Below are 16912 nucleotides of genomic sequence, written 5' to 3'. Positions count from 1 at the left end.
AATTCGTAAATCGTAATTGCCTATATTTGTGCCGTTAGTTATAGATATAATTTATTTCAAATATAACCGGAATGATGAAACAGCCAACTTTCTGGGCAGGGAACCTGAGAACATTACGTATTAGGAAGAAAATATCCCAGCAACATCTGGCGGATTTGCTGGGTATCAACAGGAATAAGATCACAGCGCAGGAAAGCGGCAAAACGCGTAATCCCCGCCTGGAAGACCTGGTGCTGATCTCCGGTTTCTTCCGGATTGACCTGGATACTTTTGTAAAAACAGACCTGCAACAGGCCACAGAAGAACAGCTGGCAGAACTGGAAGCCGGCAATACAATAGATTTAACAGGGAAGCATATACGTATTTTACCTATCACGGTAGATAACGGCAATGAAGAAAACATGGAATACGTGCCGGCAAAGGCCAAAGCTGGCTATCGCAGCGGTTTTGCTGATCCGGATTTTATTGCCGGCCTGCCCAAGTTCACCTTACCGGAACTGCCCAGAGGCAAAACCATCCGCATGTTCCCGATCTCCGGCGATTCCATGCACCCCATCCCCGATGGCAGCCATATCATTGCGCAATACCTGGAAGACTGGTCTTACCTGAAAGACAACACCGCCTGCGTGCTGGTGCTCAAAGGTGGAGAAGAAGATATTATCTTCAAGCTGGTGAGCAACCGTATCAAACAACAGGGCACCCTGCTGTTGCGTTCTCTGAACAGCAACTACGATACATTTGAAGTACCAATCAATGAAGTGCTGGAGATATGGACCTTTATCGGATATCTCAGCAAACAGTTACCGGAAGCAGTAGCGATATAATTAAATAATAGCATAGCTATAAAAGATAAAGGGGTGCCCTGAAGAATCAGAGCTACCCCTTTTTAGCAACCGCAACAATTGCTTAGTTATAGTTTACTGTAACCGGGAACGGTAACAAAGAGTTGTACACGCCTGGTGTCTGGTTAGCACCTACATTCAGTCTGGCGCCAACATTCAGTGCCTGGGCACCGCCAGTCAGCAGACCACCTGTAATTACAGTAGGGTTGCTGGTGAAGTTGGAGGCCAGCATAAAAGAGCCGATATGTGTAGCATTGCTCAACACTACAGGGATAAAAGGCAGGGTGATGGCATAAGAAAAGCCATCTTCCCCTTGTACAGCAAAGAGTGCAGGGCTAACGGTACCTGTAGTAGATAACAGGGATACGCCACCGGTAACACTACGAAGGCCGGCAGGGCTAACGGTCAGGGTACCTGGAGTTGCGGAAGGAGCCAGGATACCAAAGTTAAGGTCCATGGTTTTCGTAATAGTAATTGGGGTAATTACAGTTGCATGAGCGTCTGCGGTTGCGGTAGCTGTGGTTTGTGCTCCTGCTTTACCAGCGAAAATAGCTGAAACGATAACCATTAATGATAAAACCTTTTTCATAGAAATTTGGGTTTAAAAAATGAAGAAATGAAATGAATAAAAAAAATTTTGGGGTTAAAAAACGATTTGGATGTATTTGCATTTTTAAAGTGTGCTGAGTATAAATGCGAGCCCGTCCACCACATCTCCGTCAGTATTTCGTTTAATCGTCACCGGTATACCACCCGGTTTGGCCTTCAATTTCAGACGCTGCATCTGTGCTGCATCAGGGCTTACAGTGTATTTGCCGGGAGGCAGGCCGAGGTAACTGAAATATCCATCTCCTTCCGTTAGTACAGAGGCTACCTCCCGTAACGATTCGTTATAAATATTCATCTTGATCCTGGCCATCCCTTTATGCGACTCATTTCTGACCATACCTGACACCTCACCGGAAATAGAGACCGGTACTTCTATTAGCCTGAACTGATTGGGCAAGGCCAGTGCACTAAGGGTAGTATATTTCAGCTGCCAGGCCACAGAACTAAAACCATCAGGATTTAAAGTGATCAGGTATTTTCTGTAAGGCTCCAGATTGTACACCCGGTAAGTGGTATCCTGCTTATCATATTGGACCACTCCTCCATTTACCAGTAGTGTCAGACCTTCCACTTTGGGTTCTCCCGGATCTTTCTTTCCGTTTCCATTGAGGTCGAGGAAAGCAAGTATGCTCATTTGAGCTCGTCCTACGCTACCTACGTTACCGGCCATCAGTTTATGGGCAGTTTTGTCGTACAACAGGCTACCGCTGGCGGATTCAGTGACAGAAGAATTCATACCGGAGACATTTGCACTGAGGCCGGTCTTCGCGAAGGCGAAATCGTAACGTAGGGTGATGCCCGTGGAGAATTGTTTATAAGTAAAGTCTCTTTCTACAGATAATCTTACAAAACCTCGTCCCCATATAGCTCTTTCCACTTCCACTTTCGCGTTGGTAAACTGTCCCCTATCATAGGAGTATTGCAGCCGGGGTGTTAAAAACATTTTGGTAGTCAACGGATACACTTGCGACAGTGTAGAATAAACCATCGGCTCAGCGTCTTTCCTGAAAGTACCGAAGGTAGTCAGGTTGGTATTGACATGTCCTATTGTACAGGAGTTAACCCATTCCGCAGTGGTATATTTCATCAGCGGCGTAGTGGGTGGATAAAGCAGTTTCTCCACGATAGGCTGCTGCGCTACAGGCGGCATCGTAATCTGGTCTACCGTCATCCGGGAGAGCAGTGAAAAATTTGGTCTCCGTACCGGCAACGTCAGCGAGGCTTTACGCTCTTCCAGGTAATTGTACTGTACTGCTTTCTGGTCTTTCTGATAGAGCAGGTATTGCAGGTCCATTTCCAGGTCGAACGGCAGCCGCCAGTATAAGGCTGCTTTACTTCTTACCCCGTAGGCATATTCGCCGCTGAGGATCAGGTTATTGGTCACCCTCCAGGCTGCCTGCGTGAAAGGTATCGGTTTTGCACCGGGTATGGATGACAGATATTCCGCACCAGCTCCCACAGTGATATGTGGTGAGACGCCATAGCTGACGATTCCCTGGGCATAACGGCTGTTTTCTCCATCGAGCACAACGCCGCCTGTCACCGAATAATTCAATTCACCGGCAGGGATAAAGTTAAAAGGGATGATAATCTCGCGCTGCTCGGAACGCACTTCTCCCCAGGGGCCATAAAACCGGAGCTGCACCGATGTATTACCATAAATAATGGGCACATTAAAGGCAAAGAACCCCGATGCATCCGCCTGTTGATAGTCGATCAGCTCACTGTTGATATACAGTTCAACTTTCCAGCCGGGATAAGTAAGGTCGGTTAACCGGTAGGTACCGAAGGCAGTCCTGTTGAGCGTTGGTGTGTTCGAAAACTGAACACCAGCCAAGGGATGCAATAGTGACGCGATGGAGCCATTATTGATTCTGCCTACGGTAACCTGCCGTAACAATGGATTATCATTATTTACACGATGCCACATAAATTGCTGATTACGTATATCCAGCTGGTTAACATTGTTATAATTCAACTGGATATTGGTTTCACCACCGGCCAGTTCACCACCTAAAGACAGGTTAAGGTTGGTATTGTTGCCTCCATACTGCTGGGTGGCCATCACAGACCAGTCAGCTGCATTAAGACTAAACGCCGTGGCTTTTCTCGCGATAATGGTATCTGCCTTTTCAATGCCTTTGAGCCGATTGATTTTGTCGCGAAGACGTTGCTGCCGCATTTCTCTCAGGATAGGCAAATCCAGTTTGGTAGTAAGTATCACACAAAGGTCGCTGAAACGGAATGCGCAGTTGATTCCAAACACTTCCCCCCAGCTGCTGGATTTCAGGTAGAACCCTGAAGCCGTACTGATGAGGTTTGCGTTTGTCATGACTGTTTGTTTTTTGTTATATGCAATAATCTTACTTGTTCTTTCAATGGTATACACATCTTCGGAGCTGTTGATAAACCCTGACAGGGTATCTGATTTTGCCGAAAAAGTGTTTTTTACTTTCAGAAAGTCAAACATCTCATTGACGGACAGATATACTTCCTGTTTACGGATAATAGCAGCTAATTCAACAGCACCCAGTTCCTGCATTCTAACGGTCACCATCACTTCATCTCCGTCTGCAGCATCCTGTGCGCTGCATTTTTCCGGACAGCCGGCTATGAGGGTAACCTGGAGGAGGACGCCGGTTAAAAACGTCATGATCGTATGGTGAAGCTGTTTCACGTTGAAAATGATTGCTGGTTTCCAAATCAATGATGGTTATTCACCTGCCAGGAAAGTGATGAAGATTTGTCCATCGTACTTTCCTGATGACATATGTCCTGGTCTGTTGACCGTCAGGGTTCCGCCAATGGTGATGCTGGTCCTGGGGGTCTTGGTAACAAAGGGCATCGCCGGTTCAGACCCTTTGATCCGCAGCGTCATGGTACTGCCATGGCTGCCTTTCAGTAAACTGTTGGTTTCCAGGATAGCGATTCTGCTACCGATGGGAGCCTCCAGTTCTATGACTGCCGGTGTAGCAATACCACCTTTGTTGATGGAGATCACATCACCGGTAGCAGAACAGGCGCCGGTTGGAGAGATGGTGATAGTACCACCTGACTGGCCCGTGCTGAAAGTACCGAAGTTGAGCTGCTGAATGATGGTAGGTCTAATCTGCGCTTTGACTGGCTGCCAGGATAACAGGAAAAGTATCCCCGTTACAGCCCACCATCTGGCTTGCTGTATACTTTGCGTGCCCATGATCAATTAACTGCTTAATGGGTATAACAATAGTGCTGTCGCTCAGCGCAGGACCAGTTCCTGTTTTGACAGTAGCTCCGGATTTTTTCCTGCGTTGGATTCGAAATTCACTTCCAGCTTTCCCTGATGATAGTTGAGTTTGGAAGTGGGGTCAAGCTCTATGCGTAACTTCCGTTTCAGTAGTGGCGTGTAAACTGCCACACCTTTCACAAAAGCGGCGCGCGTTCGTTGTCCGGTGAGCGACACGTAGTCGATGGTGAGATCTCCATAGGTAGACATGTTACCCGAGCGGTTGATGCTAAAGAGCACCTGTGGTTTTTTGGGGTCGCTCAGGTCGGTGTTCATGTCTGAGATAGAGGTGGTCGTTGAGTCAGTTCCAATCCGGATAATAACAGGTATGGTAACACCGAAGACAGGTACCAGTTTTACTTCCAGATTGTTAGTGTCTTTGGCGACCGGTATTTCGCCTGCAGGTATGGGAGGAGGGACAGCCCTGAAATAAACATGGGATCGATATTCGCCGGGAGGCAGGTTGCCTGTATTGATAACCTGCAGTTTCACGGCTTGTGATTCTTTGGGAGCAATGGTTACAGTTCTCGGGAAAACCCGAAGGTTGTTGCTTGCAAACAATTGGCCCGAATCGGGTTGTTCAATGTTTTCAAAAGAACCATCTTCTTTCATTCTGATTTGCACAAAGGAAACAAGATAGGTAGCGGTGTCTTTGCCGGAATTGGCAAGAGCCAGATCCTGTGTTCTTTTGCTTCCATCGAAAATCACCCTTTTGGGATAAATCATCAGGTCGCCCTGCGCCTGCACTGAGGCCGCGTTTAGTAACAAAGAAAGCATGAATGCGGTGCAAAAGACTATCTCATATCTCTGCTGCACGCGCAGGGTTAGCTGCTGTTTCATAAGCATGGTTGCATACATCTCTTAACTAATTAAATAAATGAAGGGTTTTCATAGGGATACAAAAGGCCTGTACCCAGGTGTAGCACAGGGCCTTTTGGTTAAGCTGAAATTGCCGATCAGTTATAGTTGACGGTCACTGAAAACGGCGTAGCAGTACTGTAGACACCTGGTACTGAGCCGCCGGGCACCTGCAACGTTGCACCAACCAGCAACGTTTGGCTGCCTCCAGTCAACACCCCGGTAGGGGTTGGAAAGCTGGTAAAATTATTTGCAAACAATGTCTGTGCTCCACCACTGGTAGTATTGGTTAATGATACACTGGCAGGAAGTGTGATGGAATACGAAAACCCGTTCTCTCCGGTTACCTGAAAAGTACCAACGTTTACTCCACCTCCAGGCAGGGCTGAAACGCCCCCTGTAAAAGTACGGGTACCATTGGGGTCCAGTATTACCGCACCAGCTGTCCCGGAAGGTGCTATATTACCGAAGCTCAGATTACCATTCAGATTAATAACCGTTAGTGGGGTAACAACAGACGCGGAAGCATTTGCAGTGGCCGTTCCGGATGTTTGTGCAGATACGTTATCCACACACAAGACGGCCGCAAGCATGGTCAATGATAGAATCTCCTTCTTCATAGAAGTCTGAATTTAAGATGATGAAACGAACAAACGGAAGAATAAGCAGAATGCTGCCAGGGATAAAATCACATACATCTTTAATACACGCAATCAGAAAATTACGCAACATTCACATGACTGATTAAATACGAAGCCCTGTTACATCGATGGAAAATTACTGGTATCAGTAACCGCTATGATGAAGGGACGCTTGGAAACCTATGGAATAGTTAATTTCAGGATATACTGCCAATCTTAGATATAGTAATTCAGGGGAACAATGCTAATCAAAACTTTGGGACAACTAATTTACAGACTGTTTGGATAAGTGAAACGAAGATAAAAAAGATTCTGATTCCTCCAAATTTTTTTTCAGAAAAAAATAAAAGATTAACAAAAAAACCAGCCAAAACATCATCAAAACAGCCACCACAAAGGATTATAGACACACAAATACAATAAATAAACAATTAGTTTTCCTAACAATTATATTTTTTGTCATTCAATCTATATATACCGGCATGTCCATCATTTGCCGTATGTCCATTACCGTTAGTGAAGAAAATGCTGCCACCCTCGAAAGTATTTCTTCAGCTGTCAGCGCTCCGCAAGGCCTGCCCGTCACCTCCAGCAATTGCCGCCACGTTACAAACGGCCGCGGAAAATCAACCTCCTCATACTCAATACCCAACCCCTCCTCTATCTTAAACAACAACTCCAGAAATCCCGCATACCAGTTATCCTCTTCCAGCAACTGCCGCATACGCTCCCGCTCTTCCGGCAGATTTATTTTAATACTTCCGCAATGCCGGCACATTAATTCCGGTAACAACATGTCCGACGGATTAAAATAACTTTTACCGCCACACTGCCTGCAGGTATGTACCCATGGTCCCATAATAATTTTCTTTTCCGGCACAAAGATATATATGAGCCCTTATCATTCTCTTAAAACAATTTTCTCTCAAAAAAATATGTAAGCATTTAATTACATTTCCTATATTTGTAAGCAAATGATTACATAATGGAAAAGAGACGGGACATATATCAGGCCATAGCAGACCCTACACGGCGGGAAATCATCACGCTGATAGCGCGGCAGTCCATGAACCTGAATGCCATCGCCGAAAACTTCGACACCAGCAGGCCCGGCATCTCCCAGCATATTAAAATACTCACGGAATGCGGCCTGATCTCCATCCGCAAACAAGGCAGGGAACGTTACTGCGAACTAAAAATGGACCGGCTCCAGGAAATATCCGGCTGGGTGGAGGAATGCCGGAAATACTGGAATGAGACCATCGATTCCATGGAACAATACTTAGAGGATTTACAATCAAAAAATAAAAAACATGGCAAACAGAACAAATAATGATACGTTCATCTCCCGTATCATCCGTGCACCGCGAGAACTGGTATTTGAAGCCTGGACCAGCGCCGAACACCTGCAACACTGGTATGCACCCAAAGGCTGCATCGTCCACTTTGCATATACCGACATACGGCCAGGAGGCAGCACGCTCTCCTGTATCCGCAATCCCGGCAGCACCAATAAAGACTGCTGGTGTAAAACCACCTACCTCGAAATTGTATCTCCGGAAAAAATCGTCTGCAAACTACAGCTGGCTGATGAACAGGGTAACGTTATCAGTTCCAGGGAAGCCGGTATGGACCCTGAGTGGCCCTCAGAAACGATACTAACGGTCACGTTTACACCGGAAGGCGACAACACCTTGTTCACGCTGCATCAAACCGTAGACATGACACTCGCCAAACGCACCGGCGCCTACCCCAGCTGGGAACAGATGCTCGACATCCTCGAAACTCATCTGCAGCCGACGCATAAATAGTATAACCTTTAAACATATACGAAAATGGTACGCCTAATCCTGGTAGCGATAGCCTTCGCTACCATCAGCTCTGTATTGCCTGTCTCCGCCGCCTCTTTAAAAGGCAGCACAATACCAACAGATACCTCCAGCGGATATGCCACCGTTAACGGCATCAAAATGTACTACGAAATACATGGCCAGGGAAGTCCGCTTGTACTGATACACGGCGGCGGCTCTACCCTCCGGACCAACTACGGCAGCGTACTCAACGACTTCGCGAGCCATCACCAGGTGATTGCTGTAGACCTGCAGGGACATGGTCATACCGAAGGACGCCCTGGTAACATCACCTTCGAACAGGATGCAGATGATGTGGCCGCACTGTTGAAAACACTGCACATCCCACAAGCTGATATCATCGGATTCAGCAATGGCGGCAGCACCACTATGCAGATAGCCATCCGCCACCCTGAGGTAGTGCGCAGCGTGGTGATCATCTCCGCCTTTTATAAACGGGAAGGCCTGCCGGCTGCATTCTGGAAAAACATGGAGCAAGCAGATTTCAGTTATATGCCGCAAGTGTATAAAGATGCCTTTATGGCGGTCCGCCATGATCAAAAGGCACTGCTGGCCATGTTCAACCAGGACAGGGAACGGGTAGTCCATTTCAAAGACTGGTCAGATGATGCGATCCGTTCCATTAAGGTGCCTGCTTTTGTGATCATCAGCGATCAGGATGTGGTTCAGCCTGAACATGCTGCAGCCATGTACCGGCTGCTGCCCAAAGGGCGTTTGGCGATCATGCCCGGCGCACATGGAGAATTTCTGGGAGAGGCATTTACAGGAAAACCAGGCAGTAAAATGCCTCAGCTGTCAGTAGCCATGATAGAGGAATTCCTTGCAGGTGTGTCCAACAATCAATAGTTTATTCATAGTAACAAAACCGGGTATCTATATAAATACCCGGTTTTGTTATTTATTCCAGCATCTTTTTCAGTCCGGCTTCATAATTGGCTATTTCAGCGGAAAGGCTGTCCACCAGCGGTTTTCTGCCGGCCTTATCTCCTTCCAGAATAATACTCCAGCGTACTACAGACACATCATCATTGTCGGGCAGGGATTCTACCAGTGCCGTCACAATGGCTTTGCCGATACCGGCCGGCAATGGCTCCAGCACATGAAACACAAAAAATTTGTACGACTCATGTACCTGCTCAATTTCATCAGTGCGCTTATGCCCATCGCTGAAAGTGAGATCACGGTACCTGGTTTCATTCACCGTACGGATATTTACCTCTTTGATGGTTCCATTGGAATATTCCTTTACCTGCGGCAGATCGCGGATGATACGCCATATCTTCACCGTTGTGCTTTTAATCCTGGTTTCGTGGGTATAATCCGGGATAATACGTTTTGCGGCCTGCATCTGGGCCATGGCCATACTACTCCAGCAGGTCAGCAACAATAATAATAACTTCTTCATAACACTTCTTTACAGCTTAAATTTAAAACACTATTTACCAAAGATTTCTTCCAGCTTTTGGGTCAGCTCTTCCCCGCGAAGGTTCACGGCCAGTATCTTGCCGTCCTTGTCGAGCAGGAAATTGCTGGGCACTGCACGGATATTATATTCCTTTGCCACTTCATTTTTCCAGCCTTTGAGATCGCTCACATGCTCCCAGGTGAGGCCATCGTCTTTAATGGCTTTCAGCCATGCAGCCTTTTTGTCGTCCAGTGATACGGCCAGGATCTCCAGTCCTTTTTTGTGGTACTTTTCGTAATTATCCAGCACATTGGGATTTTCTGCGCGGCAGGGACCACACCAGCTGGCCCAGAAATCGAGCAGTACGTATTTGCCGCGATAGTCTGTCAGCTGTATCGCTTTTCCGCTGACATTGTTCTGGGTGAAGTTTATGGCGGTGGCGCCAATGGCTGTTTTGCGGGCAATCGCTTCTGCCTTTACCATATCCACCTGTTTACTTTTTGCTTCTTCGAGGTAAGGATATTTTTTCACCAGGCGGCCCAGTTCTGCAGTAATCAGTTCCTTATCTTTTCTGGGATGCAGATAATCCAACACATACAGTAGTACCGGTGTATTGGGATACATTTTGACCAGCAGTTTCAAACGTTCGTCCATATCATCGCCGAGCCATCCGTACTGGTCCTGCATAGCCCTTTCCAAAGCTGTGTCCTTGGCCAGGGAAGCCTTGTACTGCAGGCGCCCTATCTCGATCATGCTCTGGTAATTGCGGTAAACGATAAAATTGACCTGGTTAATGAGATTGTTTTCTTCACTACCCTGGATATACACATAAGGCGGATTTTTAATCCTGATGAACGCAGTATCCATTCCTCTGAAATCTATCCGAAGGTTTTCCTTGTTGGCCCAAACGGTAAGCCGGTCTTCTTCAAATTCATTCAATATATAAAACTGCGGGCGGGTGGCATCCAGCTTTATACTGTAAGTCCCATCCGGTTTCAGACGGATCGTATCGATTGTGACACGATCATCCCCTTCCTGTTTCTGTACCAGGAAAGGAAATTTTTCCTGTTGTTCCCGGGGTGGAGGAAATTTGATCTTTCCGCTCACAGTAATAAACCGTTTGGTTTGTGCGGTGGCCGGAAGGGCCATGCTGGCGGCCAGCATGGCCAGCAGCCAACTGTTCTGTTTTTTTATCATGTAGATGGTTTATGATTTTACTTATTGCATAGGCATCATCGGGATAGCCTTTGTTGTACTGTTTTCATTTTTGGATTTCTCTGGTGCGGACTTTTTGACGATGGTACCGAAAAGCGCTGCCAGCTTCTTTTCTATATTACCATTACCTGTTTCGTCGAAACCAATTTCTTTCATCATGATTTTCCCTTCGGGAGAAATCAGATAAGTAGTAGGCACACCGGTGACTGCGAATCCGCCACCCGCGATATTGATATTATCCAGCGACTGCAGCCAGGGATTATTTTCTTCTGCTACAGCCTTCAGCCAGTCTGCCTTGCTTTTATCGATGGAAATACTGTAGATGATAAAGTTCTGGTCTTTATACTGCTGATACACTTCTCTCATATGAGGGAAGGATTTGCGGCAGGGCGAGCACCAGCTGGCCCAGAAGTCGATCAGCACGTATTTTCCTTTCAGACTGCTAAAGCTGATCGTCTTTCCGTCCGGATCTGGTAATGAAAAATCCTTCACCTGTTTGCCGACGGCGGAATTACGGATACCTTCTGTAAACTGATGGAATTCCTTTGCGGGCGTTGTTGCTTTCAAGTCTTTAGACAAGGTAGCGTATAGCCGTTCCTGTTGTTCCACCGAAGCGATCTGCCGGGCATCATTGAGGCTGTATACCGCAGCATAGGAATTGGGATGTTCTTTCACCAGCTTCTCCAGTATTGGCAGCAGATGCTGTTGTTGCAGCGCCTGTTGCTTTTTCTCAAAGGCTTCGTATTGCGGATCATTTTCCTGCAGCCATGGTTTACCAAAAGCCTGTTGCAGGCCGGTGCTGATCTTTTTCCAGGCAGCGGACTTATCCTGCTCATAGGCCCGCAGTAGTTCCGTTGCTTCAGAGCCTTTTACGGTGGAAGCGTTCATACCCTTGCTGATGTCGCTGGTGACCGTGTAGGTGACTGGTTTGTCCATCAGGATGCCGAAAGGCACGTACATCTGGCGTTCTGCCTGTACATATTGTGGCAGCAGCATCAGGAATACCGGTTCGCTGAAGGGTATCCTGAAAGAATAATGCCCGTTGACGATGGTGGCAGAGTCCTTGTAGGTGCGGGAATAGAGGTACATCTTATGATGTCCTTTCAGGTCGCCGCTGATATCTCCCTGCAGGATGATTTCCTTACTGCTCTGCGCCTGGCTGCTGAGGGCCAGTAAGGCGACAGAGAGGGTGGTGATGGTTTTCTTCATCTGTTTATCGTTTATACTTTTACGTTATTTCGTATATCCCGGATTTTGTACAATGAGTCCGCCGGTGATATCAATTTCCCGCTGAGGAATGGGCATGGCATACCGGTCTGCGGGCAACTGGGGATTAGGTTGTTTACCGCTGCGGATGGCATCAAAACGGGCAAACCCTTCAAATGCCAGTTCCCGGCTGCGTTCCAGCAGGATGCGGTCTATCAGCGCCTGTTTGCCGCTGAAGTCTGTTATGGTGTATACTTTAGGCACCGGATTTTTCGTGTAGGCGCGACCGTATACTTTATTCAGCAGATCTACTGAAGTGGCGTTCACGCCGTTGGTCTGCGCCAGGGCTTCGGCGGCGGTCAGCATTACTTCCGGCAGTCGGATCATGTTGACATTATCCATGAGCTTAGGGTCAGTGAATTTGCGCATCTGATTGGTGGCGGTCAACAGATCCGTGAGCCTTTCATCCTGTGTTTCGTACAGGGCCAGGAAGTCAGGCAGCGGCTTGTAATAGCCATAAACATAGTAGATACCATGGTTGCCATAGCTGGTAGCATTAAAACTTTCCGGGAAGGCAAAAATGATTTCGGTGCTGAGCGGATATTTTCCGGTGCCAGTAGCATGGTCGGGCCAGAGCTGTACAAAAGACGGCTGCAGGGCATAACGTTGTGCAGACAATACTGTATTGGCATAGGCAGCCGCTTTGACATAGTCCTGCATATAGAGCGATACGCGGGCTGCGAGGGCTGCAGCAGCTCCTTTGGTAGCACGGCCGGCCTGGTCTGTAGGATCGGTACGTTTTTCCGGCAGCACAGCCATGGCTTCATCCAGGTCTTTTAATATCTGCGTATATACTTCTCCGTTGGTATTTCTTTCTTTATTCTGAGAACCATCATAACCATCAAAGGACTGTAGCATCAGCGGGATGCCCTTATTGTTCATCTTGCCCTGTAATGCACCATCTCCATACATCTGCAACAGTACCAGGTGACAGAAAGCCCGTATAAATCTGGCTTCAGCAATAAACTGCTGTTGAGTATCGGCGTCAAAGGTGGCATACCGGGAGAGCTGCGTAATGATCACATTGGCCTGGTTGATGGTCATGTATGGTTTTCTCCAGAGGTCATCATAGTTTTTGTCGCGGGGATCTACGGCTCCTTTTACGAGGGCCTGGTCAAAAGAGCTGACCACATTGCCGGTGACGTCTGCAAACAGGTACATGTTGCCGTCGCAGGCATCCATCATGTGCAGGTAGGTATCGGCCAGAAAACTTTCGGTCGTTTGTTTATTTTTTAAAAGGTCAGCTTCCACCATGGTACCTTCCGGCTTCAGGTCGAGTTGTTTGTTGCAGGCCCCGAGTACGGCCAGCAGCAACAAGCTGTATATGTAAGAGGAATATCTTTTCATACGATCATTTTAAAAAGATGCTTTAATACCTGCTCTCCAGGTGCGTGGCGAAGGCAGTGTCAGTTCATCATACCCCATGTTCAGCGCGGAAGAGCCATAGGCATTCACTTCCGGGTCGAGGCCGGAATAGCTGGTCAGTATCAGCAGATTGTTGCCTTCTACAAATACCCGCAACGATTTCACGGTTTGTACATGTTTGAGCAAGCTGGTAAAATTATAGGCCAGCGAGAGGCTTCTCAGTTTGATAAAGGAAGCATCTTCCAGGAAGCGGGATGACTGGCGGCTGAGCGTGTAATCATAGGAGCTGCCGAAGCCGGCTGCCGCTGCATTGGATTTGTTGATCAGTGCCGGGATGTCTGTTGCCTGACCGGGATATTGCCAGTAGTTCAGGAGTTCCGGGGAAAGGTTGTATACATTGTTGGCGGTAGAAGAACTGCCCAGGTAACTGTACTGTGCTGCTTTGGCGCCATTGATGATTTTATTTCCTGCGGAAAACGACAGGAAACAATTGAGCTCAAAGGCTTTGTAGGTGATCGTATTACCAAGGCCACCGAATACCACGGGCATAGCGTCGCCCATATATTCGCGATGCACATAGGGAGCGCCCGAATACTGTTGTTGTATCGGCACTTCGGAGCTTTTACCGGCATTATCGATCCAGAGTGGCTGTCCATTGGCCGGATTGACACCGCCCCAGTTGTACAGGTAATAAGCGGTGGCAGAATGTCCTACGCGCCAGAAGCGGTTACCCTCGACTTCGTTCTGATTGGCCAGCTGGTCTTCATCAATCTTGTGCAGTCGTATGATCTTATTCCGGTTGCCGGAGATGTTGAAGTTGGTGGTCCAGCTGAAAGCTTTACGCTGGATGTTCTGACTGCTGATGCTGAACTCAATACCGTTGTTGCTGAGATCCGCCAGGTTCTGCTTCTGCATGGAGAAGCCCATAAAATAAGGCAGTACGGAACTGAGGATAGCGTTGGATGTTTGTCTTCTGTAATAATCCAATGTAACGCTGATGCGTCCATTGAGCATACTCAGGTCCATGCCTGCGTTCCAGGTGGTGGTACGCTCCCACTGCAGGTTGGGATTAGACGGTTGTTTGACACCGATAGCGCCCACATTGCCATAAGAGTCGCCGTATACATCCACTACATACTGGCCCTGGTTGCCATAGTAGCCGTTGCCACCATCACTACCGGTGAAGCCTACACTACCGCGTATTTTGAGTTGTTCAATCAGTTTGTTGCCTTTCAGGAAAGATTCTTCACTGGGCACCCATCCCAGCGCAAAGGAAGGAAACCCTACATAGCGGTGGTTGGCAGAGAAACGGGAGGAGCCGTCCATACGGTAGGTGACACCTACCAGGTAACGATGCTGATATTCATAGTTCAACCTTCCCAGGAAAGACACCTGTGCCCATTGTTGTTCCAGGGAGCTGACCACTCTTTTGTTTTTTGCGGTGGAGATGCTCAGCATCTCATTGTTGAGGAAACCATCGCCTATAACGGCAGTCGCATCTTCTACGGATTTCTCATAACTCTGCCCCAACATGGCACTCACAGCATGACCGCCATCAAATGCCTTGTTGATATCGATGCGGTTATTGCTGACCCATTTGCGGAGCTGCTGTTGTGTTTCGGAAGCGTTGCCTCCGGGTGTTTTGGGCCGGTCTATCACCCGGCTGTAGGCGCGGGAGTTGATCCAGTCCACTCCTACATCGGAGTGCAGACTAAGCCAGGAGAGCAGTTTCAGATCGGCAAACACATTACCCAGCACACGGTTGTCGGTAGTATAGTTTTTACCGGTGGTGGCCTGTGCAACCGGATTGGAGATATCTTCCGGGCCGGTAGGGTTCTTACCATAGAGCCAGTTAAAGTTGCCGGCACTATCGCGGACAGGGATATTGGGTGCCTTCTGGATAGCGCCGCGGTATATCTCCTGCGCGTTGAGGGAGTTGTTGGTAGCCTGGTTCAAAGACATGCTGACGCCTACTTTCAGCTTTCTGGTCATCTGGTTGTCGAAGTTGACGCGGCCCTGATAGCGGGTGAAATCGTTGTTGATGATATAGGCCTGTTGTTTGTCGTAGCCGAGGCTCACGTAATAGTTGCTTTTTTCCGTACCGCCACTGAGCGACACGTTGGCGTCTGCGCCGGTAGCGTCTCTCAGCACTTCATGCAACCAGTCTGTATTAACTCCTTTCGGGAATTTATAGTTCACCGGCCGGTAGTAGGGATTACCGGCTTTGCCGATAGAGTCTTTCAGAGCAAACAGGCGGTTGTAAAAATCTGCATACTGGTCGCCGGTCATGATGGAAGGCAGTTTGCGGGGAGAGCTGACAGAAGTGCCCAGCTGCACATCTACTCTTACATTACCTCTTTTTCCTTTTTTGGTGGTGATGAGGATCACGCCTCCGGAGCCACGGGAGCCATAGATAGCGGTAGAATAAGCATCTTTCAGCACTTCGATGGATTCGATATCATCCGGATTGAGTGTGGCCAGGGGATTCTTTTCAAATGTAGTAGGCTGGCGGTATTCATTGACTACCTGGTTGCCACCATATGAAAAGCTCTGTGTACCATTTTTATTATAATTGACAGTATTAAGATTGGGATCCACGCCATAGATAGGTACTCCATCGACTACGATCAACGGCGTGTTGCCGTTGGCGTTAAGGGTGCTGATACCACGGATGGTGATGTTGCTGGCAGCGCCGGGCACACCACTGGAGGGAGCAATGTATACACCCGGCAGTTTACCAACCATGGCTTCATCTAACGAAAGCGGCATTTGTCCGGGCAGTTCACTGGCTTTAAAGGTAGTCACGGAACCCAGAAGATTACGGCGTTCCTGTACACCATAACCGATTACCACCGCTTCTGTAAGATGGGAAGGTTTTACGGTCATCATCACCGGAACAGCAGCCACCACACTGGGCATCACCTTGATGGCCGGTTTTATCTCTTCCTGATAACCGATAAAAGAATATTGCAGGGAATAATTTCCTGGAGGCAAGATAAGTTCATATTCTCCTTCAGGGTTGGAAACAGCATAATATCTGGCGCCGGCTACACGAACGGTCACACCGGGCACAGGGTTATTGGAGTTGGCATCTACGATACGGCCACGTATTCTGCCGGCGGGTTCTGTTGTAGCAGCGGCAACAACGGGTCTGACGATCAGATATACGCCGTTTTTGGTTTCAACAGTGAGTCCTGTTTTTTTCAGCAGTGTAGCCAAAACCTTGTCCAGTGGCTCATTGACAAAGTTAAGTTTGTTGATGTGATAACGTATCAGATCCTGGTTGTCGTATCCGAATGACAGATGGTAGCTGCGTTCCAGCTTTTTAATACAGGCTGCCAGGTTTTCATTTTCAAAGACAGCGGTGATGCTGACAGGCTGTGACGACTGACTATATACATATGGAGACAGGAAGCTGATATTTCCCAGTGTGAGCACCGCGAACAGAATGCCTCCCCTCACTAACCTACGTATATACGTTAGCGAAAGCGAATTTTGCATATATTTGGTTGATTTTAGTGTTTACTAAATGCATACAAGCATTTGTATGATCTTAACCGTGTCTGCTGGAACAG

15 protein-coding genes are annotated in these 16912 nt (G+C 47.9%); 4 read left to right on the top strand and 11 right to left on the bottom strand.

Features of this window, described 5'->3' with window-relative positions; genetic code table 11:
- Nucleotides 1-71 precede the first annotated feature (71 nt).
- On the top strand, nucleotides 72-824 hold the full coding sequence (locus KD145_RS31870) for a LexA family transcriptional regulator (RefSeq protein WP_212003824.1): 753 nt from the start codon (nucleotides 72-74) through the stop codon (nucleotides 822-824).
- An 82-nt stretch (nucleotides 825-906) separates the two neighbouring features.
- Here KD145_RS31870 and KD145_RS31865 read toward each other — a convergent pair whose 3' ends face one another.
- From KD145_RS31865 to KD145_RS31840, 6 genes are all read right to left on the bottom strand, one after another.
- Nucleotides 907-1431, bottom strand: coding sequence for a DUF4402 domain-containing protein (locus KD145_RS31865; RefSeq protein ID WP_212003823.1), 525 nt, complete (start codon nucleotides 1429-1431; stop codon nucleotides 907-909).
- An 84-nt stretch (nucleotides 1432-1515) separates the two neighbouring features.
- On the bottom strand, nucleotides 1516-4128 hold the full coding sequence (locus KD145_RS31860) for a hypothetical protein (RefSeq protein ID WP_212003822.1): 2613 nt from the start codon (nucleotides 4126-4128) through the stop codon (nucleotides 1516-1518).
- Nucleotides 4129-4164: 36 nt separating this feature from the next.
- Nucleotides 4165-4647, bottom strand: a complete 483-nt coding sequence (locus KD145_RS31855; RefSeq protein ID WP_212003821.1) for a DUF4402 domain-containing protein — start codon at nucleotides 4645-4647, stop codon at nucleotides 4165-4167.
- A 42-nt stretch (nucleotides 4648-4689) separates the two neighbouring features.
- The gene (locus tag KD145_RS31850) at nucleotides 4690-5556 is read right to left on the bottom strand and encodes a molecular chaperone (protein WP_212003820.1); all 867 of its coding nucleotides are present in this window, start codon (nucleotides 5554-5556) and stop codon (nucleotides 4690-4692) included.
- Between the two features lie 116 nt (nucleotides 5557-5672).
- Entirely contained in the window at nucleotides 5673-6194 is a 522-nt protein-coding gene (locus KD145_RS31845) for a DUF4402 domain-containing protein (RefSeq protein WP_212003819.1), read from the bottom strand.
- Between the two features lie 484 nt (nucleotides 6195-6678).
- Nucleotides 6679-7074, bottom strand: coding sequence for a hypothetical protein (locus tag KD145_RS31840; RefSeq protein WP_212003818.1), 396 nt, complete (start codon nucleotides 7072-7074; stop codon nucleotides 6679-6681).
- Nucleotides 7075-7200: 126 nt separating this feature from the next.
- Between KD145_RS31840 and KD145_RS31835 the strand changes: the two genes are divergently transcribed.
- The 3 genes from KD145_RS31835 to KD145_RS31825 are packed head-to-tail and all read left to right on the top strand — an operon-like array spanning nucleotide 7201 to nucleotide 8932.
- Nucleotides 7201-7548 (top strand): helix-turn-helix transcriptional regulator, encoded by a 348-nt coding sequence (locus KD145_RS31835; RefSeq protein WP_212003817.1) that lies wholly within the window; start codon nucleotides 7201-7203, stop codon nucleotides 7546-7548.
- Entirely contained in the window at nucleotides 7529-8026 is a 498-nt protein-coding gene (locus KD145_RS31830; RefSeq protein WP_212003816.1) for an SRPBCC domain-containing protein, read from the top strand. The genes KD145_RS31835 and KD145_RS31830 overlap by 20 nt, the downstream gene beginning before the upstream one ends.
- A 24-nt stretch (nucleotides 8027-8050) precedes the next feature.
- Nucleotides 8051-8932 (top strand): alpha/beta fold hydrolase, encoded by an 882-nt coding sequence (locus tag KD145_RS31825; protein WP_212003815.1) that lies wholly within the window; start codon nucleotides 8051-8053, stop codon nucleotides 8930-8932.
- 52 nt (nucleotides 8933-8984) lie between these two features.
- Here the strand turns inward: KD145_RS31825 and KD145_RS31820 are convergent, their stop codons facing one another.
- From KD145_RS31820 to KD145_RS31800, 5 genes are read right to left on the bottom strand one after another with little or no spacing between them, the layout of a single operon-like run.
- Nucleotides 8985-9491 carry a hypothetical protein gene (locus KD145_RS31820; RefSeq protein ID WP_212003814.1) on the bottom strand — a complete coding sequence of 169 codons (507 nt, stop codon included), beginning with the start codon at nucleotides 9489-9491 and terminating at the stop codon, nucleotides 8985-8987.
- A 30-nt stretch (nucleotides 9492-9521) separates the two neighbouring features.
- Nucleotides 9522-10688, bottom strand: a complete 1167-nt coding sequence (locus KD145_RS31815) for a peroxiredoxin (protein WP_249219679.1) — start codon at nucleotides 10686-10688, stop codon at nucleotides 9522-9524.
- Nucleotides 10689-10709: 21 nt separating this feature from the next.
- Nucleotides 10710-11915, bottom strand: a complete 1206-nt coding sequence (locus KD145_RS31810) for a TlpA disulfide reductase family protein (protein WP_212003813.1) — start codon at nucleotides 11913-11915, stop codon at nucleotides 10710-10712.
- Between the two features lie 24 nt (nucleotides 11916-11939).
- Nucleotides 11940-13319, bottom strand: a complete 1380-nt coding sequence (locus tag KD145_RS31805; protein ID WP_212003812.1) for a RagB/SusD family nutrient uptake outer membrane protein — start codon at nucleotides 13317-13319, stop codon at nucleotides 11940-11942.
- Nucleotides 13320-13328: 9 nt separating this feature from the next.
- A complete protein-coding gene (locus KD145_RS31800) occupies nucleotides 13329-16838 on the bottom strand; it encodes a SusC/RagA family TonB-linked outer membrane protein (RefSeq protein WP_212003811.1) in 3510 nt (1169 codons plus the stop codon).
- Between the last annotated feature and the right edge of the window lie 74 nt (nucleotides 16839-16912).

It is taken from the genome of Chitinophaga sp. HK235 (assembly GCF_018255755.1).
Taxonomy (GTDB): Bacteria; Bacteroidota; Bacteroidia; order Chitinophagales; family Chitinophagaceae; genus Chitinophaga.
The sequence above is the reverse complement of the archived record's forward strand: the minus strand, read 5'-3'. Positions and strand labels throughout refer to the sequence as shown.